General features: G+C 69.7%; 23 protein-coding genes. 10 read left to right on the top strand and 13 right to left on the bottom strand.

What is annotated here, in order from left to right; genetic code table 11:
- Positions 1–128: 128 nt before the first annotated feature.
- The 5 genes from ML539_RS13970 to ML539_RS13950 form a co-directional block, all read right to left on the bottom strand.
- Complete coding sequence (locus ML539_RS13970; protein ID WP_243324865.1) at positions 129–1,328, bottom strand: VCBS repeat-containing protein; 1,200 nt, start codon at positions 1,326–1,328, stop codon at positions 129–131.
- Positions 1,329–1,428: 100 nt separating this feature from the next.
- Positions 1,429–2,787, bottom strand: a complete 1,359-nt coding sequence (locus tag ML539_RS13965) for an acyclic terpene utilization AtuA family protein (RefSeq protein WP_243324863.1) — start codon at positions 2,785–2,787, stop codon at positions 1,429–1,431.
- Positions 2,788–2,817: 30 nt separating this feature from the next.
- Positions 2,818–4,041, bottom strand: a complete 1,224-nt coding sequence (locus ML539_RS13960; RefSeq protein ID WP_243324862.1) for an ABC transporter permease — start codon at positions 4,039–4,041, stop codon at positions 2,818–2,820.
- Positions 4,041–5,288, bottom strand: a complete 1,248-nt coding sequence (locus ML539_RS13955) for an efflux RND transporter periplasmic adaptor subunit (protein ID WP_243324860.1) — start codon at positions 5,286–5,288, stop codon at positions 4,041–4,043. Before ML539_RS13955 ends, ML539_RS13960 begins: the two co-directional genes overlap by 1 nt.
- The gene (locus ML539_RS13950) at positions 5,289–6,029 is read right to left on the bottom strand and encodes a YIP1 family protein (RefSeq protein WP_243324859.1); all 741 of its coding nucleotides are present in this window, start codon (positions 6,027–6,029) and stop codon (positions 5,289–5,291) included.
- Positions 6,030–6,243: 214 nt separating this feature from the next.
- Here ML539_RS13950 and rocD point away from each other — a divergent pair, with 214 nt between their 5' ends.
- Complete coding sequence (gene rocD / locus ML539_RS13945; protein ID WP_243324858.1) at positions 6,244–7,452, top strand: ornithine--oxo-acid transaminase; 1,209 nt, start codon at positions 6,244–6,246, stop codon at positions 7,450–7,452.
- Positions 7,453–7,536: 84 nt separating this feature from the next.
- Here the strand turns inward: rocD and ML539_RS13940 are convergent, their stop codons facing one another.
- Positions 7,537–9,381 (bottom strand): hypothetical protein, encoded by a 1,845-nt coding sequence (locus tag ML539_RS13940; protein WP_243324857.1) that lies wholly within the window; start codon positions 9,379–9,381, stop codon positions 7,537–7,539.
- Positions 9,382–9,810: 429 nt separating this feature from the next.
- Here ML539_RS13940 and ML539_RS13935 point away from each other — a divergent pair, with 429 nt between their 5' ends.
- On the top strand, positions 9,811–11,445 hold the full coding sequence (locus ML539_RS13935) for an acyl-CoA synthetase (RefSeq protein WP_243324856.1): 1,635 nt from the start codon (positions 9,811–9,813) through the stop codon (positions 11,443–11,445).
- Positions 11,446–11,448: 3 nt separating this feature from the next.
- Here ML539_RS13935 and ML539_RS13930 read toward each other — a convergent pair whose 3' ends face one another.
- The 3 genes from ML539_RS13930 to ML539_RS13920 all read right to left on the bottom strand — a co-directional run bounded on the left by ML539_RS13930 (position 11,449) and on the right by ML539_RS13920 (position 14,855).
- Positions 11,449–12,672: an ABC transporter permease gene (locus tag ML539_RS13930; protein ID WP_243324855.1), complete on the bottom strand. Its 1,224-nt coding sequence runs from the start codon at positions 12,670–12,672 to the stop codon at positions 11,449–11,451.
- 42 nt (positions 12,673–12,714) lie between these two features.
- Positions 12,715–13,905, bottom strand: coding sequence for an MFS transporter (locus ML539_RS13925; RefSeq protein ID WP_243324854.1), 1,191 nt, complete (start codon positions 13,903–13,905; stop codon positions 12,715–12,717).
- 107 nt (positions 13,906–14,012) lie between these two features.
- On the bottom strand, positions 14,013–14,855 hold the full coding sequence (locus ML539_RS13920; RefSeq protein WP_243324853.1) for a sulfurtransferase: 843 nt from the start codon (positions 14,853–14,855) through the stop codon (positions 14,013–14,015).
- Positions 14,856–14,916: 61 nt separating this feature from the next.
- Between ML539_RS13920 and ML539_RS13915 the strand changes: the two genes are divergently transcribed.
- The gene (locus tag ML539_RS13915; protein WP_243324846.1) at positions 14,917–15,462 is read left to right on the top strand and encodes a TlpA disulfide reductase family protein; all 546 of its coding nucleotides are present in this window, start codon (positions 14,917–14,919) and stop codon (positions 15,460–15,462) included.
- A gap of 1 nt (position 15,463) precedes the next feature.
- Positions 15,464–16,720 carry a hypothetical protein gene (locus ML539_RS13910; protein ID WP_243324844.1) on the top strand — a complete coding sequence of 419 codons (1,257 nt, stop codon included), beginning with the start codon at positions 15,464–15,466 and terminating at the stop codon, positions 16,718–16,720.
- On the opposite strand, the gene ML539_RS13905 is transcribed toward ML539_RS13910, so the two are convergent.
- Positions 16,717–17,346 (bottom strand): haloacid dehalogenase-like hydrolase, encoded by a 630-nt coding sequence (locus ML539_RS13905; RefSeq protein WP_243324843.1) that lies wholly within the window; start codon positions 17,344–17,346, stop codon positions 16,717–16,719. The genes ML539_RS13910 and ML539_RS13905 overlap by 4 nt on opposite strands.
- 23 nt (positions 17,347–17,369) lie before the next feature.
- Between ML539_RS13905 and ML539_RS13900 the strand changes: the two genes are divergently transcribed.
- Both ML539_RS13900 and purF read left to right on the top strand, forming a co-directional pair.
- On the top strand, positions 17,370–17,984 hold the full coding sequence (locus ML539_RS13900) for a hypothetical protein (protein ID WP_243324840.1): 615 nt from the start codon (positions 17,370–17,372) through the stop codon (positions 17,982–17,984).
- A gap of 95 nt (positions 17,985–18,079) precedes the next feature.
- Positions 18,080–19,450 carry an amidophosphoribosyltransferase gene (gene purF / locus ML539_RS13895; RefSeq protein WP_243324838.1) on the top strand — a complete coding sequence of 457 codons (1,371 nt, stop codon included), beginning with the start codon at positions 18,080–18,082 and terminating at the stop codon, positions 19,448–19,450.
- A gap of 6 nt (positions 19,451–19,456) precedes the next feature.
- Here purF and ML539_RS13890 read toward each other — a convergent pair whose 3' ends face one another.
- Positions 19,457–20,167: a hypothetical protein gene (locus ML539_RS13890; RefSeq protein ID WP_243324835.1), complete on the bottom strand. Its 711-nt coding sequence runs from the start codon at positions 20,165–20,167 to the stop codon at positions 19,457–19,459.
- An 80-nt stretch (positions 20,168–20,247) separates the two neighbouring features.
- Between ML539_RS13890 and ML539_RS13885 the strand changes: the two genes are divergently transcribed.
- Positions 20,248–21,033: an NRDE family protein gene (locus ML539_RS13885; RefSeq protein ID WP_243324833.1), complete on the top strand. Its 786-nt coding sequence runs from the start codon at positions 20,248–20,250 to the stop codon at positions 21,031–21,033.
- Positions 21,030–21,365: a hypothetical protein gene (locus ML539_RS13880; protein WP_243324831.1), complete on the top strand. Its 336-nt coding sequence runs from the start codon at positions 21,030–21,032 to the stop codon at positions 21,363–21,365. The genes ML539_RS13885 and ML539_RS13880 overlap by 4 nt, the downstream gene beginning before the upstream one ends.
- A gap of 132 nt (positions 21,366–21,497) precedes the next feature.
- On the opposite strand, the gene ML539_RS13875 is transcribed toward ML539_RS13880, so the two are convergent.
- Entirely contained in the window at positions 21,498–21,893 is a 396-nt protein-coding gene (locus tag ML539_RS13875) for a hypothetical protein (RefSeq protein ID WP_243324829.1), read from the bottom strand.
- Positions 21,894–21,949: 56 nt separating this feature from the next.
- Here ML539_RS13875 and ML539_RS13870 point away from each other — a divergent pair, with 56 nt between their 5' ends.
- Both ML539_RS13870 and ML539_RS13865 read left to right on the top strand, forming a co-directional pair.
- On the top strand, positions 21,950–22,831 hold the full coding sequence (locus ML539_RS13870; protein ID WP_243324826.1) for an isopentenyl transferase family protein: 882 nt from the start codon (positions 21,950–21,952) through the stop codon (positions 22,829–22,831).
- Complete coding sequence (locus ML539_RS13865; protein ID WP_243324824.1) at positions 22,828–23,517, top strand: enoyl-CoA hydratase/isomerase family protein; 690 nt, start codon at positions 22,828–22,830, stop codon at positions 23,515–23,517. The genes ML539_RS13870 and ML539_RS13865 overlap by 4 nt, the downstream gene beginning before the upstream one ends.
- On the opposite strand, the gene ML539_RS13860 is transcribed toward ML539_RS13865, so the two are convergent.
- The gene (locus ML539_RS13860; RefSeq protein WP_243324822.1) at positions 23,477–24,175 is read right to left on the bottom strand and encodes a YIP1 family protein; all 699 of its coding nucleotides are present in this window, start codon (positions 24,173–24,175) and stop codon (positions 23,477–23,479) included. The two genes, ML539_RS13865 and ML539_RS13860, sit on opposite strands and share 41 nt — an antisense overlap.
- Positions 24,176–24,196 lie beyond the last annotated feature (21 nt).

Here is a 24,196-nt window from a genome sequence, read left to right as displayed (position 1 = left end):
GCTGTCCGGGGGTTCTCCTCGCAACGCGAGCGTTGCGAGGATCTGAGGTCGCGCTGGCGCGCACACCCCCGGGCCTGTGCTTTCCTTATACGACAAAATGAGGCCCCGGTTTCCGGGGCCTTTTCGTGTCAGTTGTAGAAGAACTGGGGGGGACCGAAGGTCCCGGGAGCGGCCGCGTTGTTGAAGCGCACCACGATGTCGCCGTCCGCCAGCACCAGGTCCGGGAGGCCGTCCCCGTCCATGTCGCCGAGGGCCACGCCCATGGGGCCCCAGGCGCCCCGGTAGTTCGTGGGCGTCAACAGGGCGCCGGCGGTCGCCGGATCCTGCAGGAAGACGGAGACACTGCCGGGGTCGCCCGGCAGCCCGGCGTTGGCCACCACCACGTCCACCTTGCCGTCCCCGTTGAGGTCGCCCACGGTCAGGGCGGCGGAGCGGTAGCCGGTGGCGTAGTGGACGGGCGCCTGGAAGGTGCCGGCCGTCGCTCCCTGCAGGAGGACGCTCAGGCCCTGGGTGTCCGGATTGGTGGCGGCGCCCCAGTTGGCGGTGAGCAGGTCCAGCTTGCCATCGCCGTCCAGGTCCGCTGCCTTGATGGCCACAGGCTGGACGCCGGTGGCGTAGTCAACGGCGCTCTGGGCGACGAAGGTCGGGGAGAACTGGATCTGGCAAAGGACAGATACGGTGTTCGCGGCCGTGGCGATGGCGATGTCCGGCCGGCCGTCGCCATCCAGATCTGCCACGGTGACCGCCTGGGGATCGCCGCCCACGGGGAAGGTGACAGGGGCGAGGAAGGTCCCCGAGGTGGACCCCTGCAGGAAGACCATGACGTTGTTGGCGCCGCTGGCCGCCACCGCGATGTCCATCCTGCCATCACCGTCCAGGTCACCCACCGCCACGTCCAGAGGCGTGCGGCCAGGCGTGGCGAGCAGGACGGCGGGCAGGAAGAACCCGGGCCTGGCGGGATCGGCGAGCCGCACGCTCACGGTCTGGTCCGTCGCGTTGGCCACCACGAGATCGGGCCGGCCGTCCCCGTCCACATCCGTCACCACCAGGTTGGCCGGCTCGGTGCCGACGCCGAAGCGGGTGGGGAGGACAAAGGTGCCGGTGGGCCCCTGGAGGCGGGTCGACACATAGCCCTGGGTGGGCACACCGCCCAGGTCTGTGGAGACCAGGCCGAGGATGTCGGGCTGCCCATTGGCATCGATGTCCGCCACGGCGATGGCATTCACCAGGTAGCCGGACGTGGGGCCTCCATTGGAGTCGGATCCCGAGCAGCCCATGAGGGCAACCAGGCCGAGAGAGCCGAGGAGGAAGGATGGGAGTAGGCGCATGGCGGCTCCGTGAACCTGTGGGAACAAAGATGTGCGATGAACCACGGACTTGCAAGAAGGCTGGAGAATGGACCCCGGGAGAGACCCCGCGGTTGAGCCCTCAGACCGCCTCGACGCTCACCTTCCACTCGACCAGCTCCCGGGGCAGCAGGGCCGGCCAGTAGGCCACGATCTCCTGGGCCTTGGGCCGGCCCCCGGCGAAGCCGGTGACGCCCGCGGGGCCGGCGGTGACCAGGGGTGCGATCTCGCGGCCGAAGCGCTCCACTTTTTTCCGATCCAGGTCCTTCACGCTCAAGCGCAGGACGATCTCGGCAGGATTCTCCGGGGCGGGGGCGATGCCCGCGTGGACCGTGCTGGCGCCCAGGAACTCCGCGTCCGTGTGCTCGTAGACGAAGCCCGCCGCCTCCAGGCGCTTCCAGACGATGTCGGCGCAGAGCCGGGCCTTCTCCAGGGCGCGGGGGCCGCACAGGGTCAGCTGGCCCGAGGCCTTGTAGCCCTTGAGGTAGGCGCCGCTCACCTTGAGGAAGGGCGTGCGGGGCTTGCCGGTCACGCCGAAGACGCGCACCCGGTCCGGGCCAGCCTGCTCCAGGCGGATGCTGGTGAAATCGGCGACCACGTCCGGCGTGATGTAGTTCTGGGGATCGCCCATCTCGTAGACCAGCTGCTCGCTGACGGTGTCCACGGTGACCATGCCCCCGGTTCCCGCGTGCTTGGTGATGACGAAGGTGCCGTCCTCCGAGACCTCGGCGATGGGGTAGCCCACGTTCCAGAGCTCGGGCACCTCCCACCAGCGGGTGAAGTTCCCGCCCGTGCTCTGGGCGCCGCACTCGAGGATGTGACCGGCCACGGTGCCCGCGGCGAGCCGGTTCCAATCATCCGCGGCCCAGCCGAATTCGTGGATGAGCGGCGCCAGGGTGAGACCGGGGTCCGTGCAGCGGCCCGTGAGGACGATGTCCGCGCCGGTGTCGAGGGCCTCCACCATGGCTTGCGTCTGGAGGTAGACGTTGGCGCTGAGGATCTCCCGGGGGGCATCGAAGAGGCCCTCGCCCGTGTCCATGTTGGCCAGCTTCAGCCCCTGGGCCCGGAACTCAGGGAGCCGCGCCAGCACGTCGTCGCCGGTGACTGTGGCGATCTTCACGCCCTTCACGCCGAGCTTCCGTGCCACCTCCAGCACCGCTGCGCGGCAGGCCTCGGGGTTCACGCCGCCGGCGTTGGCCACCACGCGGATGCCCTTGGCCTTGAGCTGGGGCAGGACCCGCTTCATGAGGTCCACGAAATCCGTGGCGTAGCCCAGCTGCGGGTCCTTCCGTCGCTGCTTCTGCATGATGGAGAGGGTCACTTCCGCGAGGTAGTCGAGCGTGAGGTAGTCGATCCCCCCCGCCTCCACCAGCCGCACCGGGGCGTCGATGCTGTCCCCCCAGAAACCCTGCCCATTGGCAATGCGCACAACCTTCGACATATTCAGCTCCGATCGAGACGGACTTCCAGCTTACTCGTACCGGAGCGCCTCGATCGGATCCAGCTTGCTGGCCTTGGCGGCGGGGTAGAGGCCGAAGAGGAGGCCGATGCCGGCGGGCACGGCCAGGGCGCTCACGAGGGCCCAGAGGGGGACCGACCCCATGGTGCCCAGCAGGGCCTTGCCGATGGCGGCGCCCAGGATGAAGCCCAGGCCCACGCCGAGGGCACCGCCCAGGATGCAGAGGAAGGCGGCCTCGATGAGGAACTGCAGCATCACGTCCCGGCGCTTGGCGCCCACGGCCTTGCGCACGCCGATCTCGCGGGTGCGCTCGGTGACGCTCACCAGCATGATGTTCATGATGCCGATGCCGCCCACCAGCAGGGCGATGGAGACCATGCCTCCTGCCACGGCGGTGATGGTGCCGGTGATGCCGCTGATGATGCCGGTGATCTGCTTGGGGCTGAAGACCTTGAAGCCGCTGGGCTCGGCGCCGCGCAGGCCCTTGATGCGGCGCAGGGACTCCTCCACCAGTTCCGCGCCGTCGTCGGCACTGAGGCGGGGATCCACCCGGGCCTGGAAGAAGAGCTGCCGCCGCTGGGCCTCCGTGAGCTGGGCCATTCCGGTGGTGAGGGGGATGAGGATGTTCTGGTCCGGGTCGTTGCCCAGCTGGGCGCCCTGCTCCTCCAGCACGCCGATGATCTCGAGGCTGAGGGTCGGTGTGCTGATGATCTTGCCCAGGGGGTTGCCCTTGAGGCCCAGCTTCTCGATGACCCGGGGGCCGATGATGGCCACCTTGTTGCCCAGGCGCAAATCCGAGGGCACGAAGTTGCGGCCCGCCACCAGGGCGATGCTGTTCAGCTCCAGGTAGGTCTCGTCGGTCATGATCAGGTTGACGTTGGCGCTGCGGCCTTCGGCCTTCACCTCGGTGCCGTTGAAGAAGAGAGGCGTCACCTGGGTGATCTGCGGCACGGAGCGGGCCAGCCGGCGCATCTCGTCCAGGGTCATGTCCTTGTTCTTGATCTTCGTGTACTCGGCGAAGGGCATGTCCATGGGGAAGACCGGCCGGATGAAGATGGTCTGGCTGCCGGCCCGCTCCACCTGCTTGAGCACGCTGGTCTTGAGGCCCTGGACGAGGCTCACCACCACGATGACCGCGGCCACGCCGATGATGATGCCCAGCGTCGTGAGCGCCGAGCGCAGCTTGTTGGCCTTGAGGGCCCGGATGGCGGCGGAGAGGGGTTCGCGGACGTCCATTATTTCTTCGTGTCCTTGGTCTTCGCCAGCTCGCTGTCGGACCTGACCCGCAGGCTCACGGAGGCCTTGTCCTTCAGCTCCTTCAGCTTGCGGATGGGGCCTGTGAGCACCTTGTCGCCCTCGGCCAGCCCCTCCTTCAGCTCGAAGAACTGGGTGTTGGCGATGCCCACCTGCACGGTGCGCTCCTCGGCCTTGCCGCTCCGGAAGACCATCACGATGTTGCGCGACGCCGGGGCCAGGAGGCCCTGCTTCTGGGCCTCCTCCAGGCTGCCTTCCCGCTCCAGCACGGCCTGGAGGGGCACGCGCAGGACGCCCTTGACCTCGTGGGTGAGGATGACGGCGCGGGCGCTCATGCCGGGCCGCAGGTTGTCCAGGTCCTCCCGACGGCCCTGGAGCACCACCTTCACCTTGTAGAGGTTGGCGTCGGTTCCCGTCTTCTCGGTGCCCGTGGCCACCTCGATGACCGAGCCCTGGAAGAGCTTGCCGGGCAGCGATTCCACCGTCACCTGGGCGGTCTGGCCCACCTTGGTGCGGACGACCTCGCTTTCGTTGACCTTGATCTCCGCCTGCATCTCGCTCATGTCGGAGATGATCATCAGGGTGGCGCCGGGCAGGTTGCTCATGCCGGGGATGGCCGTCTCGCCCTTCTCCGCCTTGAGGCTCGTGACGCGGCCTGTGATGGGGGCGCGCAGCGTGGCCTTGGACAGGCCGTCCTGCATGCCCTTCAGGTTCGCCTCGCTCTGGGCCACATTGGCCCGGGCGCTGTTGTAGGAGAGCACGGCGCTCTCCTTGGCGAGCTTCTGCTGGCGGAAGTCCTCGTCGGACATGAGGCCCTGCTGGCGGAGGGCCTCGTAGCGGGGGAAGCTGTCCACGGCCCGGCGCATGGCCGCCTCCAGGCGGGAGGCGTCCTGCCGTGCGGCCTCCGCGGCCGCTTGGGCCTGCACCGTCCCCTGCCGCAGGCGCTCCTGGTCGATGGTCACGAGCAGGTCGCCGGCCTTCACGTCCTGGCCGTCCTTCACGTGGATGGCCTTGATCTCCCCGGCCACGGACGTGCCGATGTTGATCTGGGTCTTGGCGCGGATCTCGCCGCTGGCACTGATGGTCTCGCGGATGTCGCCGCGGCCGATGGCGTCCCAGGAATAGGCGCTGTCCTCGTCCCGGGCGCCGCCGAAGGCGAGGCCCAGGACGATCAGGATCACGAGGGCGGCACCGCCGCCGAGGAGGAGCTTGGTGTTCCTGGAGGCCATCTACTGGGCCCTCATCATGCTCAGCCCGATGCCGAGGCACAGGGGCAGCAGGACGCAGATCAGGGCGCCGGCGGTCTTCATGCGGACCAGGTAGCGGAGCGCCAGGAAGGCCAGGACGGCTTCGGCCAGCCGGAACAGCTCCACATTGAAGAGGGCGGCCTGGAGGCGCAGGCTCTCCGGGCGCAGGAAGTAGCCCAGGGACGTCGGGGCGATCCGATCGGGTGGGAGCCCGCCGATGGGCCGCATGAGGCAGATCGCGGCGATGAGGAGCATGAGGGGCAGCTTCACCAGGCCGGGCACCACCGCGGCGCTGAGGGCCTGGCGGTAGGTGGGAGGCTGGTCCTGGGGCAGGGCCTTGCCCACCAGCCAGTAGAAGAAGCCCAGCACGGCCATCATCACGGGCGTGATGAACAACGCGCTCGCGGCGCCGGCAGGCAGGATGAACTTCCTGTAGACGTCGATGATCGTGTCGATCTGGGCGGCCTGGACCTTGGGATTGCGCTCGAGGGCGGGTCGCATCAGCTCGTCCACGTCCACCTTCAGCCCCCAGACCACGGCGATCACCAGGCTCAGGACGATGATGGCGCCCAGGGCCCAGCCCCAGCTGGGGGCCTTGTTGAGGCGCTGGAAGAGCTCCACGGGGGCCGTGAACACGCCGGCGATCTGGTCCACCAGGCCCGGGGGCGCGGGCCGGGGCGGCTCGGGCTGGGTGCCGTACAGGGAGGAGGGCTGCTCGGTCATGGGAGTCTCCGGGGCATGGCGGCAGGATAGAAGACCGCATTGTCCCACCTCTTCTTGCGATGGCTACAGGCCGCATCGACAGAAAGTGGGGCCGGGCCATCTCAGGAATGACACTTCGTCAAGGCGCTGCGGGAATCCTGGCGGGGCCGGGGGCGGGGATTAGAATGATTCCTTTCCATTCGAGCCTTTTTTCCGTTTCCCATCCGGAGGTCCCATGGCCACCCTCACCAAATCCGAAGCCCTGATCCAGCAGGAGAACCAGTTCGGCGCCCACAACTACCACCCGCTGGACGTGGTCTGCACCAAGGGCGAGGGTGTCTTCCTCACCGACGTGGACGGCAAGAAGTACATGGACTTCCTGGCCGCCTACTCCGCCGTGAACCAGGGCCACAACCACCCGAAGATCGGCGAGGCCATGATCGCCCAGGTGAAGACCCTGGCGCTGACCAGCCGCGCCTTCCGCAACGACCAGTTCCCGCCGCTGCTCGAGAAGCTCTGCAAGCTGACGGGCTTCCAGAAGGCCCTGATGATGAACAGCGGCGCCGAGGCGGTCGAGACGGCGCTGAAGGCCATGCGCAAGTGGGGCTACGACAAGAAGGGCATCGAGTACGGCAAGGCCGAGATCATCGTGGCCGACGGCAACTTCCACGGCCGCACCACCACCATCGTGGGCTTCAGCACGGATCCCGACAGCACCAGCCGCTTCGGCCCCTTCACGCCCGGCTTCGTCATCGTGCCCTACGGCGATCTGGAGGCGGTGAAGAAGGCCGTCAACAAGAACACCTGCGCCATCTTCATGGAGCCCATCCAGGGCGAGGGCGGCGTCATCATTCCGCCCAAGGGCTTCCTCAAGGGCCTGCGCGAGGTGGCGGACCAGAACAACCTCCTCCTGGTGCTGGATGAGATCCAGTCCGGCTTGGGCCGCACGGGCAAGCTCTTCGCCTTCGAGCACGAGGGCATTCGCCCCGACGGCGTCACCATCGGCAAGGCCCTCAGCGGCGGCTACTACCCTGTCAGCGCCTTCCTGGCCAATGACGAAGTGATGGACGTCTTCACCCCCGGCATCCACGGCAGCACCTACGGCGGCAACCCCCTGGCCTGCGCCGTGGCCAGCGCCGCGCTGGATGTCCTGGTGGACGAGAAGCTCGTGGAGAAGACCGCCGAGCTGGGCAGGCACCTGGAGGCCCGCCTCAAGACCATGAAGACCGACAAGCTCAAGGAGGTCCGCGTCATCGGCCTCTGGGCTGGCGTGCAGCTCAAGCCCGAGGCCGGCGGCGCCCGCATGTACTGCTACGCCCTCAAGGACCGCGGCATGCTCTGCAAGGACACCCACGTGGACACCATCCGCCTGGCCCCGCCCCTCGTCATCACCAGGGAGCAGATCGACTGGGCCGTGGACCAGCTCGAGGCCGTGCTGGCGTAGGCCTTTTTACGCGGATTCAAAGAGGGCCGGATCGAGCTGATCCGGCCCTTCTTGCGAGACAGCCCCTTCACAGGGGGCGGATGCCTACTGCTCCTCGTAGAGGAGGTAGGGTTGGAGGAAGTAGTAGCCTGCGGATCCGCCCTTGCAGAGGACCTTCAGCTTGTTCTGGGTGGTGAAGGCGAGGGTCAGGGGGCCAGTCTGGTAGCCGATGGGGCAGAAGGTCCCACTGGTCCAGGTGCCGGCGGCATCGCGGAGGAAGAGCGAGTCGTTCAGGAAGACCGCGGCCCGGGAAGCGTCCGGCGAGGCCGCGAGCATGAAGGCAGCGCCCGAGTAGATCGACCCGTAGGTGCCCAGCTTCTGGCCGGCGCTCCAGGTGCCGTCCGTCTCGCGCTCGAACCACCAGCACTCGGTGGTCGAGGCCGCATTGGCGATCAGGGCCGCCAGGCCCAGGCGGCCATTGGGCAGGGCGACCATGTCCCCACTGGAGGTGCGATTCGACTGGAACGCGATCGTCACGGTCTCGATGGTCCAATTGCCTCCGGCGCTGCGTGCCGCCACGCGACCCGCAGTGGTCCCAGCCGTGGTGCTGCCCGCGAAGATGCGCACCAGCCCGGTGCCGTCGAGGGAGGCCGCCCAGGGCGCACTGCCTCCGGACGCGAGGCCGGTATCGGAGAAGGCCCAGCTGCCCGATGCGTTCGTGAGGTGCTGATAGGTGGAACCCGCGGGGTAGATGAAGTGGAGGTTGTTCGAGGCGTCCATGAGGGCCACACCCGTGCTGGGCGTGGTGGTGCTCCGGCCCGTAGGTTCGGAGGACCAGGCCGTTCCCTGTCGCCGGAGATGCAGGAGGTCCCACTGGCCCGAAACACTCGAGGAGGGGCGCCAGAGGAAGAAGTGCGGTTCCTGGCTGCTATCGAAGGCCGCGGCCGATGCGATCGAATCGCCACCTTGCGGCGTGAAGTTCGACGCGTAGGAGCCGTTCTCCACCTCGAACACGCGGGGCGGGCTCACGATCGTGTCCTGGGCGAGGCAGCGCCCGGAGGATGAGAGGGCGAAGATGTTGGCGGAGGGGAAGGACCAGCTGGTGATGCCGAAGGAGGTGCCAGGCACGGTCGGGGCAGGGGCGTAGCTCCAGGCTTTGGAGACGCCGGACTGGCCATCCTTGAAGGCCTTCACGCGGATGGAGAGGTAGCCTGCGGGAAGACCGGCAGCCGTGTAGGTGGTGGCGTCCCCTGCCAAGGTGGCGAGGGTCGAGTAGCTGTCGAGGTAGGTGCTGTCGAGCCCCGTCTTGAAGAGGACGGCCATCTGGTCCGCAGGCGCGCCCGACTTGCTCCAGGTCAGGGTGAGGGTGCCGCCCGAGGGCACCACGGAGGCGATCACGGGTTGGATGACCGGGACGATCAGGCTGTTGGACCAGGCGGGGTCACTGGCGGCGGTGCCGCAGAGATTGGTCACTGTGTAGCTGGTGCTGCTCGCTTCGACGGGGGCCAGGTCCCGCCAGGAGGTGGATCCCGGGGCAAGGGTGGCCACAGTCGTGGTCCCGCTGCCGCTGATGATCCGGTCGATCCGCACGCCAGTGGAGGTGAGGGCGTTCCGGGTCCAGGTGAGCTCGACCTTGTTCGCGATGGTCCCATCCGCCGCCTGATCCTGTCCCGCCCAGGCGTTGACATTCCCGGGGGCACGGACCCACATGCGGAAAGAGGCCACATTGGAGTAGGCGGTGCGATCCGAACCGCTGATGCCGCAGACCCGGAAGTTGATCTGGCCATCGTCCGGATAGGACGAGGTCGAGATGAATGAATCGGAATTGGCACCGGAGACGGTCTTGAGGACCGTGAAGGAACCGCCTCCCACGCTCTGCTCGATCTGATAGCTGTCCGCGCCCTGGGCTGGGCGGATCCACGAGAGGTAGAGGGTCTGGCGATCTCCCATGTCCGTGATGGAAGCACTTGTGGGGCCCGGAGCCTGGGAAGATCCCCCTCCTCCACCACAACCCATCAGGACGGTCATGGCCAGGACGGCACAGAAGGTTCTCAGAACTGGAATCACATGTCCTCACTGGGGTTGGGAGCCTTTGAGCATATCATCACGAGGCAAGATGAGACTCCTGCCCAGCAGATGAGAACCGAGGGAGCGGGGGGCGTGTCGGCGGGCGCCAATGGCAAGGGACTCTGGGGCAGGTTCAATCGTCGGCAGTCAGGAAAGCCGAGTGATGATGAGACTCTTTCCGCGTGAGTGAGGGCGTCCCCAGATGAGGAGCAAGGGGCGACAAGGGATGGCGTTGTGAAGCCGTCTTTCCCAGAGGTAGGCTGGATCAGACCTTTCCACATCCCATCACCCATCTGCACCACGGAGGACGCCATGGGCCAGAGCCCCTTCGCCACGGGACTAGACGAAAACGCGGCCAACCACGTCCCCCTGTCCCCGCTCACCTTCATGGCCCGCGCCGCCATGGTCTTCCCGCGGAAGCTGGCCGTGATCCACGGGGACCGGACGCTCACCTGGTCCGAGACCTACGCCCGCTGCCGCCGCCTGGCCTCGGCCCTGGCCCGCCGCGGCGTGAAGCCCGGCGATACGGTGGCCGCGATGCTCCCCAACGTGCCGGCCATGTTCGAGGCCCACTTCGGCGTGCCCATGGCCGGGGCGGTGCTCAACACGCTCAACACGCGCCTCGACGCGGAATCCATCGCCTTCATGCTCAGGCACGGTGCTGCCAAGGTGCTGCTGACGGACCGGGACTTCGCCCCGACCATCCGCCGCGCCCTGGAGCTGCTGGAGGGCCAGGAGCTCCTCGTGGTGGACGTGGATGATCCGGCGGCCAAGGGCGACCTGCTGGGCCGCCTCGAGTACGAGCAGCTCATCCGGGAGGGCGATCCCGACTTCGAGTGGCAGCTGCCGGCGGACGAGTGGGACGCCATCTCCCTCAACTACACCTCGGGCACCACGGGGAACCCCAAGGGCGTGGTCTACCACCACCGGGGCGCCTACCTCAACGCCGTGGCCAACATCCTCAGCTGGAACATGCCGCCCCACTCGGTCTACCTGTGGACCCTGCCCATGTTCCACTGCAACGGCTGGTGCTTCCCCTGGACCGTGGCCGCCCTCTCCGGCGTCAACGTCTGCCTGCGGCAGGTGGATCCGAAGACCATCTTCGAGCTGATCCAGCGCCACGGTGTCACCCACTTCTGCGGGGCCCCGGTGGTCCACGGAATGCTGATCAACTCCGCCCATCTCATCCCCGAAGGGCTGGGGCATCCGGTGTCGGCGCTCATCGCCGGAGCCGCGCCGCCGGCGGCCATCATCGAGGGCATGGAGAAGCTGGGCGTGAGCATCACCCACGTCTACGGCCTCACCGAGACCTACGGCCCCGCCGCCGTCTGCGCGAAGCAGGAGGCCTGGGAGTCCCTGCCCATTGCGGAGCGCGCCCGGCTGAACGGGCGCCAGGGCATCCCCTACCTGATGGAGGAGGCCATGACGGTGATGGACCCGGCCACGATGACGCCGGTGCCCGCCGACGGCCAGACCATGGGCGAGATCATGTTCCGCGGCAACATCGTCATGAAGGGCTACCTCAAGAACCCCGCGGCCACGGAGGAGGCTTTCGCCGGCGGCTGGTTCCACACCGGGGACCTGGCGGTGCTGGAGCCCGACGGCTACGTGAAGATCAAGGACCGCAGCAAGGACATCATCATCTCGGGCGGGGAGAACATCTCCTCGCTGGAGGTGGAGGACGTGCTCTACCGCCACCCCGACGTACTGGTGGCCGCCATCGTGGCCAAGCCCGACCCCAAGTGGGGCGAAGTTCCCTGCGCCTTCGTGGAGCTGAAGGACGGCGCCACGGCGAAGGAGGGGGACATCATCGCCCACTGCCGGGCCCACCTGGCGCGCTTCAAGGTGCCGCCCATGGTGGTCTTCGGCCCCATCCCCAAGACCTCCACGGGCAAGATCCAGAAGTACGTCCTCCGGCAGCGGATGAAGTCGACGGACGCCCTCTAGGAGCTACTCATAGCGCAGCGCATCGATCACGTCCAGCCGGGCGGCTTTCAGCGCAGGCAGGAGGCCCGCCGCGAGGCCGACCCCGCCGCTGAACCCCAGCCCCAGCAGGATGGCCCATCCCTCGGTGACTGCCGGGACCTGCAGGCGGGCCAGCAGGGCGATGGCCACGAAGGCGAGCGCGACGCCGAGGATTCCGCCCAGCCCCGCGAGGGCCACGGTCTCGGAGAGGAACTGCCAGAGGATGGCCCGTCTCGTGGCGCCCACGGCCCGGCGCATGCCGATCTCCCGGGTCCGCTCGGTCACGCTCACCAGCATGATGTTCGAGATCCCGATGCCGCCGACCACCAGGGAGATGCTCGCGGCGACCGCGAGTAGGGCCGTCAGGATGCTGGCCTGCCGCTCCATGGCCTGGACCATCTCGTCCTGCTTCCGGATGTTGAAGGGCGTCACCTGGCTGAGGGGCACCTTCAAGTGTTGCCGGAGCAGGGCAGTGATCTCCGCCTCGGCGAGGCCCGTTTCGCCTTCGTGCGCGCTGACCACGATCCGCTGGATGGTGGTCCGGCCCATGACCTTGCGCATCACCGTCGTGTAGGGGGCCACGACGAGGTCGTCCTGGTCGCCCCACATGCCGGCGCCCTTGCGCTCCAGCAGGCCGACGACCTGGAAGGGAAGCGTGCCGACCCGGATGGTCTGCCCCAGCGGATCATCCCCGTACGGGAAGAGGGTGGCCTTGACGGTCTGGCCGATGACGCAGACCAGGGCCTGGCCCCTCACTTCGCCCTCGGTGAAGAAGCGTCCGGCCTCCAGTTCCCAGGCACGGATGGTCTGGAACTCGGGCCCGGTCCCCTGGACGTGGGTGATGAAGGTGGCGTTCTGGTAGATCACCGGACGCGTGGTCTGGACCTGGGGCGTCGCGGCCCGCACGCTGGAGTCCTGCAGCTCCGCCTGGATCAGCGCGGCATCGTCCTCCTTGAGGATCTCGCCGCTGCCCATGGCCTGCGGCCCATGGTGGGTGTGGGTGCCGGGGGCTCCCGGGAAGATGGTCAGCATGTTGGAGCCCATGTTCCGGATGATCGCGACGGAGGCCCGCTTGGAACCCTCGCCGATGCCGATCATCGCGATGACGGCGCCCACGCCGATGATGATCCCGAGCATGGTCAGGATGGCCCGGAGCTTGTTCCGCGCCGTGGCGGCCAGGGCTTCCTTGAGCAATTCGAGAACCCCCATGGGCGCCTCCCGAATTCCGCTGCCTTCCTGCTGGAGACCATTCTAGCCGGTCGGTCCAGGCGCCTTCTGGGCCGCCGGCGTCCGGAACCTCGCCAGCATCAGGCCGGCGGCGAGGGAGACGCCGAAGGTGGCGATCCACAGGGCCCGCGGCCCGGCCTTGGCATAGGCCAGTACGCCCAGCCAGGGGCCCAAGGCCAGCCCGATGGCGAAGCAGAGCGAGAGCAGGCCCATGTACTCGCCTCGGCGGTCCGGCGGGGCCAGGGTGGCCACGGCGTCGCTCATGGCGGGGAAGAGGGTCATCTCGCCGAAGGTCCAGATCATCGTGGTGAGGATCAGCGTGGCGTGTCCCGTGGCCCAGGCCGTGAGGCCGAAGCCGAAGGCGAGGAACAGCGAGCCCAGAAATAGCTGCCGCCCGTGGGACCAGCGGGCCATGGCCAGGTTGAGGGCCACCTCCAGGGCCACGATGAGCAGGGTGTTCACCGTGAACAGCAGGCCGTAGAAGCGGCTGCCCAGGCCCAGGTCGCGCACCACCCAGAGCGGCAGCGTTCCCTCGATCTGGAAGAACACCATCAGCATGGGGATGAAGGGCAGCAGCAGGAAGGCCAGGCGGCGGTCCCGCCAGGGGCTCGCGCCCGGCGCATGCCCCTGGGGAGCGGCGGGGCGCGGGGTCGCGGTGAACAGCAGGCCCAGCAGCACGGCGCCGGCCAGGGTGCTGAGGCCGTCGGTCCAGAACACCCAGGTGTAGCTGTGGTGGGCGATGACGCCGCCCAGGGCCGGGCCCACGGCCATGCCCAGGTTCACGGAAAGTCGGTGCAGGGCGTAGACCGCCTTGCGCTGCTCCGGCGCGGCGAGGTCCGCCAGCAGGGCCATGGCGCTGGGCCAGAAGGCCTGGGTGAAGGCCGCCCAGAGAAAGATGAGCACGAAGAGCAGGGGGCGGGGACCGGCGAAGGGCAGCACCAGCATCAGCGCGCCGGAGATCCAGAGGCTGGCCTTCAGCACCCGGACGTGGCCCAGTCGGTCCGCCAGCCGGCCCGCGAAGGGGCCCGCCGTCAGCGCGCCGGTGCCGTAGACCATCATGCCGAAGGCCGCCTGCTCCGGCGTCCACCGGCGGGCTTCCGTGAGGTAGAGCACCAGGAAGGGCAGGGCCATGGTGCCCAGCCGGTTCACCAGCGTGCTGGCGCAGACCAGCCACACTTCGCGGGGGAGGCCCCGGAGGCCTTTCCAAGGGTTCATGGATCTAAGGATCTCCACGCAGGGCACCAGGACATGAATCAAGAACACGAAGGAGATTGGGTCGGGTGGAGCGGCGGCGTCGGCCTTTTTTCGCGGCCATGCCTTCTTTACTTCGTGCTCTTCGTGGATCCGCTTTTCTCCCGGGGAGACCGGCACCACTCGCTCCAGCTCCCTACGTAGAGGGCGGCCCCGCGCAGACCCGCCACTTCCATGGCCAGCAGGTTGTGGCAGGCAGTGACGCCGCTGCCGCAGTGGATGGCCAGGCGGTCCGGCGACACGCCGCCCAGGGCCGCCTCGTACTGGACCCGCAGGGCCTCCGGGGACTTGAAGCGGTCGTCAGGTCCCAGGTTGTCGGCCCAGTAGAGGTTCACGGAACCGGGTATGTGGCCGGGGACGGGGTCGAGGGTCTCGTTCTCGCCGCGCCAGCGTTCGGGGGAGCGGGCGTCCATCAGCCTGCGGGAGGGATCGTGCCGGAGGGTTTCCACAGCCTCCGCATCCGCGAGGGGAAGGCGCCAGCGGTCGGCGGGATGGGGCGGAAGGGTGCTCGCGGCAGGAATGTCGACAGTCAGTGTCAAGCCAGCCTCCAGGGCCGCGGCCAGGCCTCCGTCCAGGACCGCGACCCGCTCATGCCCCAGCGCCCGCAGCATCCACCAGAGCCGGGCCGCGGCGTTGCTTCCGCCCGCGGCGTCGTAGGCCACCACCTCGGTGTCCGGTCCGATGCCCCATGCGCCGACCTGGGCGGCGAAGCGCGCCAGGGGCGGCAGGGGATGGCGCCCGCCCTGCGCGGGGTCGTGGCCTGGATCGCAGGCGGTGCTGAGGTGGCGGTTCAGGTCCGCGTGGAAGGCTCCAGGCAGGTGGCCGGAGGCGTAGTCGGCGGGATCCTGGCGGGCGTCCAGCAGGCGGATCGAGGCGAAGCGGTCGCGGAGGTCGGAAGCGGAGATCAGCGGCATCGAACCAGTATGAAGTCCCGGAGCGGGACAGTACCCTGAAGACTTGCTGGCGGGAGTTCCCATGTCCGATGCCTACGTCCCCGAATCGCGCTGGCGCACGGTCGCCGCGGTGGCCCTGGTGGGCGGCGGCCTGCTGCTGGCGGGGGTGATGGGCTTCCGGACCCTCCGCGGGGATGGCGCCTCTGCGGGCACGGATGTGAGCCGGGTGGCCTTCCTGGACGCCGAGGGGATGCGCCACACCGTGGCCGAGTACAAGGGCAAGGTGGTGCTGGTGGACGTGTGGGCCACCTGGTGCCCGCCCTGCCGCAAGTCCCTGCCGGAAGTGGCGGAGCTCCAGAAGGCCGGCGGCGACCGCTACGTGGTGCTGCCCATCTCGGTGGACCGGAACGGCTGGGCCGACGTGACGCCCTTCCTCTCAAAAAATCCCCAGCTGGGGCTCAAGGCCTTCGTGCCCGACGGAAGGGGGGGGCTGGAACCCCTGGGCGAAGTCCGCGGCATACCCACCACCTTCATCATCGACCGCGAGGGCCGGGTGGTGAAGCGCTGGTCGGGCTATGGCGAAGGCATGGCCAAGCGGGCCCTGGACGAGGCGCTCCAGGGGCGGTGACGTGGCCCCCCCGAAGGCGCCGGTGGCGGGCCCGGCTGTCTGGGGCCGCCCCCTGGCGCTCCTGGCCCTGATCCTCCTGGGACCTCTGCTCCTGCTGCCGACCCCCCTCGCCCGGGTGGCGGTTGGCTGGGCCGGTCTGCTCCTTCTCACCTTCTGGACCATGGGCGTTCTGGCCTTCATCGGGGCCCTCGCCGGCTCGGAGGCTTCGGTCCTCCTGGGCCTGGAGCGCCTCCTCCGCCGCTGGGTCGCCCGGCTTGCGCCGGGTCCCGAGGCCCTGTGGATCCACTGGGCCCGGCAGGCCCACCGGTCCGTCCAGGCCCGGTGGTGCCTGGATCAGGCCGCACGTCTGGGCGGGTCCGAGGGGCTCTTCCAGGAGGGGTTGGCCTGGCTGGACGGCGGCTTCGGCGCCGGGGGCCAGATCGCCGGCACGGAGCGCCTGGCCGGTGCGGCGCGAAAGGGTCATGCGGAGGCGGCCTTCTGGTACGCGGAGTCGCTGCGCACGGGCCGCGGCTGCCTCCGGGACCCCGCCGGGTCCCTGCTCTGGTACCAGCGGGCCGCCACGGCGGGATTCGGCCCTGCCGCGGCTTGGCTGGCCCAGGCCTGCGCTTCGGGGGACGGGGCCCTCCAGGATCCGGATCTGGCCCGCCGCTGGGCTCAGGTCTCCGAGCGCCTCCGACCCCACGCGCCGCTGAGCCGGAGCCCCCTCCGTCATGACGCCGCGCCAGAGGACCCCCTCGTGAGGGTCGGGGCGGGGGTGGCGCGGCACGCCGATGCCCTGGCGGGGCGCCTGGTCGCCCACTGGGCCGGTCGCTGGGTCCTGGGCGTGGGTGCGGTCCTGCTTGCAGGGCTGCTCCTGGGAGTGGCGGTCACGTTCTTCCTGGCGGGGGCCGCGGGGCTCTTCTTCATGCCGCTGCTGGTCCTCCTGCCTCCGGGCCTGATGCTGGCCTGGCAGGCCTGGCGGCTGCGGCGCGAGGGTCCCAGGAGGGGCCGGGACCGGCTTCGGGAGGCCGCCGAGGCGGGAGATGCCGACGCCTGCTACCGGCTGGGCCTGAGCTACCGGAGCGGGACGTCCCAGCTGCCCAGGGACGAGGCCGGTGCCGTGTCCTGGTTCCGCCGGGCGGCGGAGGCCGGGCACCGGGACGCGATGCGGGCCATGGCCCAGGCCTACCTGGGCGGCCACGGGGTGGTGAGGGACCCGCGGGAGGCGGCCCGGTGGGCGGAAGCCGCCGCCCGAGAGGACCTTTCCGGGGCGACCTAGATCAGGGCCGCCACGGAGGCGAGGACCTGGTCCATGCCCGCGTCCACGGAAAGGCTCGGGTGCTCCCCTGGAACGGCGGGCCCCACGCCCAGGAAGGGCAGGCCCGCGGCCTCGGCGGCCGCCAGGTCATGGGGGCGGTCTCCCACGTAGAGGTGGGGGCCGGGGCAGTGCCGAAGGGCGCGCTTCAGCAGGTCTGCGCGGTCATGGCGGGGCAGGGAGCCCAGGCGGGGGATGGCCGGGTCGATGCCCAGGGCGTCGGCCTTGAAAGCCAGCAGCTCCGGCGCATTCCCCGAGACCACCCAGACGGCGTGGCGCTCCGCCAGGCGGTGCAGGGCGTCGAGGATGCCGGCATAGGCCACGGCCTCACGTCCGCCGGGCGCGAAAGCGGCCCGGAAGCGGTCCACGCAGGCGGTCTGGTAGGCCTCGTAGCCGGGTTCGTCCAGCCCCCGGCCGAAGCGCATCCGGTGGAGCTCGTCCACGATCTCCCAGTCGGTGGAGCCCGAGCAGCGGCCCAGGTCCTCCGCGCTGGGCGGCGCGCCCCAGAGATCGCCCAGGGCCTCCCTCAGCAGCACGAACCCGGAACTGAAGTGGCCCAGGGTTCCGTCGAGGTCGAAGCAGAGCGGCATGGCCCAGGATCGCATGAGATGGCATGCTCGAAGGTGAGGATGGTGGTTCCTTGATCCGATTGGCGCTCCTTCTGGCTCTCTCCCTTCCCGCGGCGGCACAGGAAGGGCTCCGGTACCGCATGCAGATGTGGCTGCGCGGCGAGGCCGCGCCGCTGGAGACGCGGTTCCGCCTCGTGGCCACGGAAGGCACCACCAGCCACAACCGCGTGAAGAAGCCCCGCATGGGCGGCTGGCGGCTGGAGGCGGACCGCGGCCAGGGTACGCCCTATTCCCAGGCGCTCCTGCTGGGCCGGGCCGAGCGCCTGCTTTATCTCGCAGGCCCTTCGCCGCAGACCCACGCGGAGCCCATCGCCCTGCGCTTCGGTCCCCGGAGCGTGCCGGTCTGGAGCCTGGAGATGCCCAAGGAGCTGCACGCCTCCACGGTCCTGGTGGAGGTGGCGCCGGGCCTGCTGGCCCTCTGCGACCTCAGCGCCCACTTCGAGCAGGGCGACCTGGCCCGGATCGAGCTGCACCTGGAGAGCCTGGACGGTGCTGGTTCCCTGGCGCCCGCCGAGGCCGGGACCGTGCTGCTCAGCACCCTGAGGAGCTGGGCCCAGGAGGCCCGCCAGGAGCCTGAGGACGGCAGCACGGTCCGCTGACGGGGGTGGACGCATCCCACTGAGGGTCGTGGTCTTCGGCATCCGATCTGGGTGTTCGGGCCCCCAGGGTTTAATCTGGAAGGCTCGGAGGGGTCATGCCGTTCAGGGACGAGTGCGGGGTATTCGGGATCTGTCCCCAGACGGAAGCTTCGCGGCAGACCTATCTGGGCCTCTACGCCCTGCAGCACCGGGGGCAGGAGGCGGCCGGCATCTGCTCCGGCGACGCCGAAGGGCTGCACCTGCACAAGGCCCTGGGCTACGTGGCGGACGTGTTCTCCGAAGCGGTGCTGGATGCCCTGCCGGGCGACGCGGCCATCGGCCACACGCGCTATTCCACCACCGGCGGCAACGTGGCCTCCGCGGCCCACCCCTTCCTCATCCACGGCCGCTTCGGCCAGGTGGCCCTCTGCCACAACGGGAACCTGACCAACACGGAGACGCTGCGCGCAGCCCTGATCGCGGACGGCCACACCTTCACCAGCCCCTCGGATTCCGAGGTGCTGCTGGCCCTCATCAACCGGGCCCAGGCGGACACCCTGGAGGACGCGGTGGTCTCGGCCTTGCGGCAGGCCGAAGGGGCGTACTCCCTGCTCATCCTCACGGACCACACCCTCATCGCGGCCCGGGATCCGCATGGGTTCCGGCCCCTGGCCATGGGCCACATGAACGGCACCACCGTGTTCAGCTCGGAGACCTGCGCCTTCGACCTGGTGGGCGCGGCCTACATCCGTGACGTGGCGCCCGGCGAGGTGGTGATGGTGCCCCGGGACGGCTCCCCCATCCGGTCGGTCTTCCCGCTGCCCAAGGTCCAGCCGAAGCCCTGCGTGTTCGAGCACATCTACTTCGCCCGCCCCGATTCCCTGGTGTACGGCAAGAGCGTCATGGTGGCCCGCCGCGAGATGGGACGGCTCCTGGCCCTGCGCCATCCCGTGGAGGCAGACCTCATCGTGCCCGTGCCCGACAGCGGCGTGAGCGCGGCCCTGGGCTACTCCGAGCAGTCCGGCATCCCCTTCGACTTCGGCATCATCCGCAACCACTACGTGGGCCGCACCTTCATCGAGCCCAAGCAGACCATCCGCAGCTTCGGGGTGAAGGTGAAGCTGAACCCCGTGCGGCACCTGCTGGCGGGCAAGCGGGTGGTGCTGGTGGACGACAGCATCGTGCGCGGCACCACCAGCAAGAAGATCGTGCAGATGGTCCGCGAGGCCGGCGCCAAGGAAGTGCACATGCGCATCGCCTGCCCGCCCACGACGCACTCCTGCTTCTACGGCATCGACACGCCCAAGCGGCAGCACCTCATCGCATCGTACATGTCGCTGAAGGAGATCGAGGGCTTCGTGGAAGCCGACAGCCTCGGCTACCTGGACCTGAAGGACCTGGAAGCCTGCATGGGCGACGACGGCCGCGGGTACTGCTACGCCTGCTTCACCGGCGACTACCCTGTGGTGCCCGAAACCAAGCCGTAACGCCGCTCACAGCACGGTGCAGCGGGTCGTCTCCTTCGCGCTGAAGGACTTTCCCAGGGCCGCGCCCTGGACGTCCGCATGCTCTTCGAGCACCAGCAGCCGGTTCTGGACGCGCTGGAAGCGGCGCCGGATGTCGACCTTCGTCCAGACGCTGGCGAGGAGCAGCACCCGCGCCCGGACCTCGATGTGGTGATCCATGGCCAGGGGCAGGCCGTCGGACCCGATCCAGACCGTGGCTTCGTAGTCGGCCTTCTTCAGGTGGCTGCGGGCCTCCGCGTCCAGGTCCAGGTCCATGGCCAGCCGCAGCCGGCGGGCGGGCCGGCCCTCGTAGGCCTCGGCCCTCTCCTCCAGCAGCCGCGCCTTCTCCAGCTGCTCCAGCAGGCCCTCGGCGGGCCGAAGCTCGTCGTGGAACTCGCCGGAGCCCTTCTTTGCCGCTCCCGGGGCCCGGGTGCCCCCCTTCGCCTTGGCCGGGGTGGCTGCGGCGCGGCTGTCCTCCAGGATCCGCGTCCCCTCAGAGCCATCCTCCACCACGGTGGTCCGGCATTCCGTACTGTCCTTCCCGGACTCCCGTTCGAGGCTCTCCGCCTCGACTTTCACCTTGACCTTCGCCGGGGCCGGCAGGCCCTTGAGCGCGGCTTTCAGGTCCGAGAGACCGTCGGCCCGGAGCAGGGCGCCGCAGAGCAGCAGGGCCAGGGGCAGGGGCAGGCCAGGACGCATGGGGTCACCTCGGACGGGAGGGCTACGGGGAATTCCCCCCGAGGGTTGAGCCGGGGGCATGGGGCCTATGATGGGGAGCCATGTGCCTCATCGCGCTCGCCTACCGCGCCCACCCCGATTTCGAGCTCGTCATCGCCGCCAATCGCGACGAGTACCACGCGCGTCCCACGGCACCGGCCGGTCCCTGGGACGACGCCCCCGAGGTGTTCGGAGGCCGCGACCTGTCCCAGGGCGGCAGCTGGCTGGCCCTCTCGAAGCGCGGTCGCCTGGCCTGCGTCACCAACGTGAGGCGCATGGTCGCTCCGGACCCCGGCGCGCCGTCGCGGGGCGGCCTGGTGGCCTCCTTCGTGCGCGGCCGGCAGCCGGCCGGGGCTTTCTCCGACGAACTCCGCGAGCGGGCCATGGCCTTCGCAGGGTTCAACCTGCTGCTCTGGGACGGGACAAACCTGCGCTACCTGAACAACCACCCGCGGTTCCTCTCCCGCGAGGTGCCGCCAGGGGTGCATGTGGTCTCCAACGCGGACCTGGACACGCCGTGGCCCAAGACCGAGAAGCTCCGGCGGGCCATGGCGGCCTGGGTGGCCTCCGGACATGGCGACGAGGCGCCCCTTCTGGCCGCGCTGGCGGATCCGACGCCTGCCGCCGATGCCGAGCTGCCGGACACGGGCGTGGGCCTGGAACTCGAACGCAAGCTGTCCCCGGCCTTCATCGTCGATCCGACCTACGGAACCCGCTGCACGACGCTCGCCACCCTGCGAAGGGATGGCGCGGCACGTTTTACGGAATGGCGCTTCGATCCCGCGGGTCAGCTTGCCGGGCGCACGGACACCCACTGGGCCGCGGCCCCCGCAGGCGGTCGGCCATGAGCGGATCCGGGCCCTCGAACCCCTCCCAGGACCGCTTCGAGGACGGCCTGCGCTTCCTGGCCGCGGCCCTGGCCCTGGACATCGACCGCCGGCACAGCGGGGCCATCGTCTCCGCAGCCTGCGATGCCATCCAGTGCTTCCTGGCTGTCTTCGAGACGGCGGCCCAGCGCCACCTTCCCGACCCGGAAAGGGAGACTGCCCGCCTCCGGGGCCAGCTCGAGGCCCTGCTCACCCCCCGCCAGTCCCCCGAAGATGCGGCCCGCAACGCCCTGGAGGCCGCCCGCCTGGCCCGCGACCAGGCCGCCTTGCTGCTGCCGAGGCTCATGGAGTAGACGGCCCGAACAGAAATGAAGAACGCGAAGGGCGCTAAGGACGTGAAGGGTGATTCAAAATGGGGAAGTTCTTCGCTCCGCCGGAGGCGGCTTCGCGCCCTTCGCGTTCCGCTTCTCCTACGGGAGCGGCGATCAGAAGCCCACGCGTCCCAGGGGCACGTTCCGGGGCACGGGGTTGCCGCCGAACCGGTCCAGGGGAAGGGTGGCGGAGGCCAGGCTGGTGGGTTCGGGCAGGACGCCGCCGTGGGCTTTCAGGAAGCGGCGGAGATCCTCCCGGAACCAGACGATGAACTCCTGGAAGGCGACCTGGCGGAGCTCCTCCCGGGTGAGCTCGCCGATGACTTCCACCACGGCGGAAGCCGATTCCGGGGGGGCCTTGTAGGTATGCCAGGGCCGGGCCCCGCCCTCGCTGTCGCCCGTGATCCGCGACAGGAAGGCCCGGTTCTTTCCGGGCTCGGGCACCTCGGAGGCAGGCTTCCCCCCAGCCAGGAGGCTGGAGGCGAGGCAGAGGCAGACCAGGTGGCGCATGACTATTGGGGTGAGGGCATGGAGGCGGAGGTTCCCCGACTCAGTAGACTGAAGCCATGCCCATCGCGATCCTCGGACCCACGGCCTCCGGCAAGTCCGCCGTGGCCGTGGCCGTGGCCCGGCGCGTCGGCGGCACCGTGGTGAACGGGGACCCCTACCAGGCCATCGCCGGCCTCACCATTGGCAGCGGTCAGCCGGATGAAGCGGAGCGGGGCGGGGTGCCCCACCTGGGCTACGGGGAGCTGCCTCTTTCGACCCGCCCCAACCCCACGGCCTTCGGGGCCTGGGTGCGGGAAAGGCTCTCGGCCTGCCGCGAGCCGGTGCTGGTCACTGGGTCGGGCCTGTACCTGCGGGGCATCTGGGGCCAGCTCAGTGACCTGCCGGACGTGCCAGCCGTCCTGGTGGACCGCGTGCGGCGCTGGGGCGCGATCCTGGGCATGCCCGCGCTGCACCGCTTCCTGGCGGCGGTGGACCCGGCCCGGGCCGCGGCCCTCCATCCCAACGACAGCGCCCGGGTCCAGCGCGCCCTGGCCCTCCATCTCGCCTCCGGCCAAGCCCCCTCGAGCTTCCTGTCCGGCCCGGACACGGGCGTTCCCGCGGGCTGGCGGGTGCTGGTTGTCTTGCCCGGCCGCGAGCGCCAGCGGGAGCGCGTCGCCGCGCGAGTGGCCGCCCAGGTGGCCGCGGGCTGGCCGCGCGAGGTGGCGGACCTGGTGGCCGCGGGCCGCGCGGGCGACCTCGAGGCCCTGAGACCCCTGGGCTACGCGGCCTGGATGGCCGGGGGCGATCCCGCGGCCATCCAGGCCGCCGTGGTGCAGGAGACCCAGGCCTACGCCAAGCGGCAGGCCACCTGGTTCCGCAATCAGCTGCCCGGGTCGCCCGCGTGGGATCCCGACGCCGAGCCCCTGGAGGCGGCCTTCACCCGGTTGGGGCTGGCATGACTCCGACCGTCTGGCACGAGGGGCGCACCTCCCTGGACCTGCTGCGCGGCGCGGACTGGGCCTGGGTCGGGCTGCGCTCCGGCGATGGCCTCAACCGCCTCCACAGCGACCTGCTGGTGGCCCTGGACCGGCTCTTCATCGAGCTGCGGGGAGGCGGCGTGCGTCGGGTGGCCCTCAGCGGCTCCGCCTGGATGACGGGCCGGGGCCACCACTTCACCGCCGGTGCGGACCTCCACGAGGTGGGGGCCCTGGACCCCATGTCGGCGGAGCCCTTCTCGCGTCGGGGCCAGCGCGTGATGAGTCACCTGCTCTGGCCCGGCTGGCGCACCCTCACGCTGATTTCGGGCGTGGCCATGGGCGGCGGCTGCGACCTGGCCCTGCACGGTCAGGAACGCTGGGCAGTGGCGGCGGACCCCATCACGGGCAAGGGCGGCCTCCGCCTGGCCCACCCGGCGGCGAAGCATGGCATCCTGACCGGCTTCGGCGGGACCGTCCGCCTGCCGGAGATCCTGGGCCGCGAGGGTGCGGACCGGTTGTTCCGGCATTTCGAGACCTGGGGCGCGGCCGAGGCCCTGGCCGCCGGCGCGATCCATCGCGTCCTGGAGGCCGATGCGGTCGGCCCGGCCGTGAGGGCCTGGCTTGAGGCTACCGCCCCACCGCCGCGAGGACCGCAGGGACAGCCATGATGAGCATGAAGCCGCAGCAGCAGATGAGCAGGAGCGGCGTCAGCACGGCGCAGATCCCGCGCCAGGCCTCTGTCTTGTGCATCCTCGCCAGGCCCATTCCGATCACGACCAGGCCGGCGATCTGAATCAGGAAGCCGAGGGTGGGAATCCAGGCGCCGAGCTGGATGAAGGCCGAGGCGTAGCCGTAGGCGCGGATGCTCTGGCCCACGCCCACACCGGGCTTGAGGCCGCCCCACATCCAGAGGAAGGCGTGGCTCAAGGCCCCGAAGACCACCATGCCCAGGAAGGTGAAGAGAGGCATGAGCAGCAGCAAGGCGCCGAAGACGAGGGGCATGGCGGCGGCGATGGCCCGGCCTTCGGGTTTTCCGGCCTCTTCCAGGGCCGCGACCATGATGCCCATGCCGAGGAGGAAGAACAGCAGGGCTGTGATGAGGAAGACGGGGACCGACATCAGGAGGAGGAAGCGCCAGGGCGCGCCGAGGCCGTCGGTGGTCGGAACCCGGTCGAAGAGCTCCATGGGGTTGCTGAAGACCAGCCGGAACATGGCGCCCACCCGGGCCCAGAAGCCCGGGATGGCTTCGAGGTCCTCGAAGGGGATGGGGCGGAGGGCCGGCGCCTCCGGGGGCAGGGTTTCAGTCGTGCCGGGGATCTCGCTCATCCGTCGCTCCGGAAGGGGATG

Origin of the sequence: Geothrix sp. SG200, assembly GCF_022808935.1 — a bacterium.
GTDB classification, from domain to species: Bacteria; Acidobacteriota; Holophagae; order Holophagales; family Holophagaceae; genus Geothrix; species Geothrix alkalitolerans.
Note: the sequence above shows the minus strand (reverse complement) of the source record. Positions and strands in the feature narration are given on the sequence as shown.

Excerpts from the sequence above, each read along its gene's own strand:
- ML539_RS13880 (WP_243324831.1), top strand. The coding sequence starts at position 21,030 with ATGAGCGGATCCGGGCCCTCGAACCCCTCCCAGGACCGCTTCGAGGAC.
- ML539_RS13890 (WP_243324835.1), bottom strand. The coding sequence starts at position 20,167 with ATGCGTCCTGGCCTGCCCCTGCCCCTGGCCCTGCTGCTCTGCGGCGCC.
- ML539_RS13970 (WP_243324865.1), bottom strand. The coding sequence starts at position 1,328 with ATGCGCCTACTCCCATCCTTCCTCCTCGGCTCTCTCGGCCTGGTTGCC.
- purF (WP_243324838.1), top strand. The coding sequence starts at position 18,080 with ATGCCGTTCAGGGACGAGTGCGGGGTATTCGGGATCTGTCCCCAGACG.
- ML539_RS13930 (WP_243324855.1), bottom strand. The coding sequence starts at position 12,672 with ATGGGGGTTCTCGAATTGCTCAAGGAAGCCCTGGCCGCCACGGCGCGG.
- rocD (WP_243324858.1), top strand. The coding sequence starts at position 6,244 with ATGGCCACCCTCACCAAATCCGAAGCCCTGATCCAGCAGGAGAACCAG.
- ML539_RS13955 (WP_243324860.1), bottom strand. The coding sequence starts at position 5,288 with ATGGCCTCCAGGAACACCAAGCTCCTCCTCGGCGGCGGTGCCGCCCTC.
- ML539_RS13915 (WP_243324846.1), top strand. The coding sequence starts at position 14,917 with ATGTCCGATGCCTACGTCCCCGAATCGCGCTGGCGCACGGTCGCCGCG.
- ML539_RS13865 (WP_243324824.1), top strand. The coding sequence starts at position 22,828 with ATGACTCCGACCGTCTGGCACGAGGGGCGCACCTCCCTGGACCTGCTG.
- ML539_RS13935 (WP_243324856.1), top strand. The coding sequence starts at position 9,811 with ATGGGCCAGAGCCCCTTCGCCACGGGACTAGACGAAAACGCGGCCAAC.
- ML539_RS13940 (WP_243324857.1), bottom strand. The coding sequence starts at position 9,381 with ATGGGAGATCGCCAGACCCTCTACCTCTCGTGGATCCGCCCAGCCCAG.
- ML539_RS13950 (WP_243324859.1), bottom strand. The coding sequence starts at position 6,029 with ATGACCGAGCAGCCCTCCTCCCTGTACGGCACCCAGCCCGAGCCGCCC.
- ML539_RS13870 (WP_243324826.1), top strand. The coding sequence starts at position 21,950 with ATGCCCATCGCGATCCTCGGACCCACGGCCTCCGGCAAGTCCGCCGTG.
- ML539_RS13920 (WP_243324853.1), bottom strand. The coding sequence starts at position 14,855 with ATGCCGCTGATCTCCGCTTCCGACCTCCGCGACCGCTTCGCCTCGATC.
- ML539_RS13900 (WP_243324840.1), top strand. The coding sequence starts at position 17,370 with ATGCTCGAAGGTGAGGATGGTGGTTCCTTGATCCGATTGGCGCTCCTT.
- ML539_RS13860 (WP_243324822.1), bottom strand. The coding sequence starts at position 24,175 with ATGAGCGAGATCCCCGGCACGACTGAAACCCTGCCCCCGGAGGCGCCG.
- ML539_RS13960 (WP_243324862.1), bottom strand. The coding sequence starts at position 4,041 with ATGGACGTCCGCGAACCCCTCTCCGCCGCCATCCGGGCCCTCAAGGCC.
- ML539_RS13905 (WP_243324843.1), bottom strand. The coding sequence starts at position 17,346 with ATGCCGCTCTGCTTCGACCTCGACGGAACCCTGGGCCACTTCAGTTCC.
- ML539_RS13885 (WP_243324833.1), top strand. The coding sequence starts at position 20,248 with ATGTGCCTCATCGCGCTCGCCTACCGCGCCCACCCCGATTTCGAGCTC.
- ML539_RS13965 (WP_243324863.1), bottom strand. The coding sequence starts at position 2,787 with ATGTCGAAGGTTGTGCGCATTGCCAATGGGCAGGGTTTCTGGGGGGAC.
- ML539_RS13925 (WP_243324854.1), bottom strand. The coding sequence starts at position 13,905 with ATGAACCCTTGGAAAGGCCTCCGGGGCCTCCCCCGCGAAGTGTGGCTG.
- ML539_RS13875 (WP_243324829.1), bottom strand. The coding sequence starts at position 21,893 with ATGCGCCACCTGGTCTGCCTCTGCCTCGCCTCCAGCCTCCTGGCTGGG.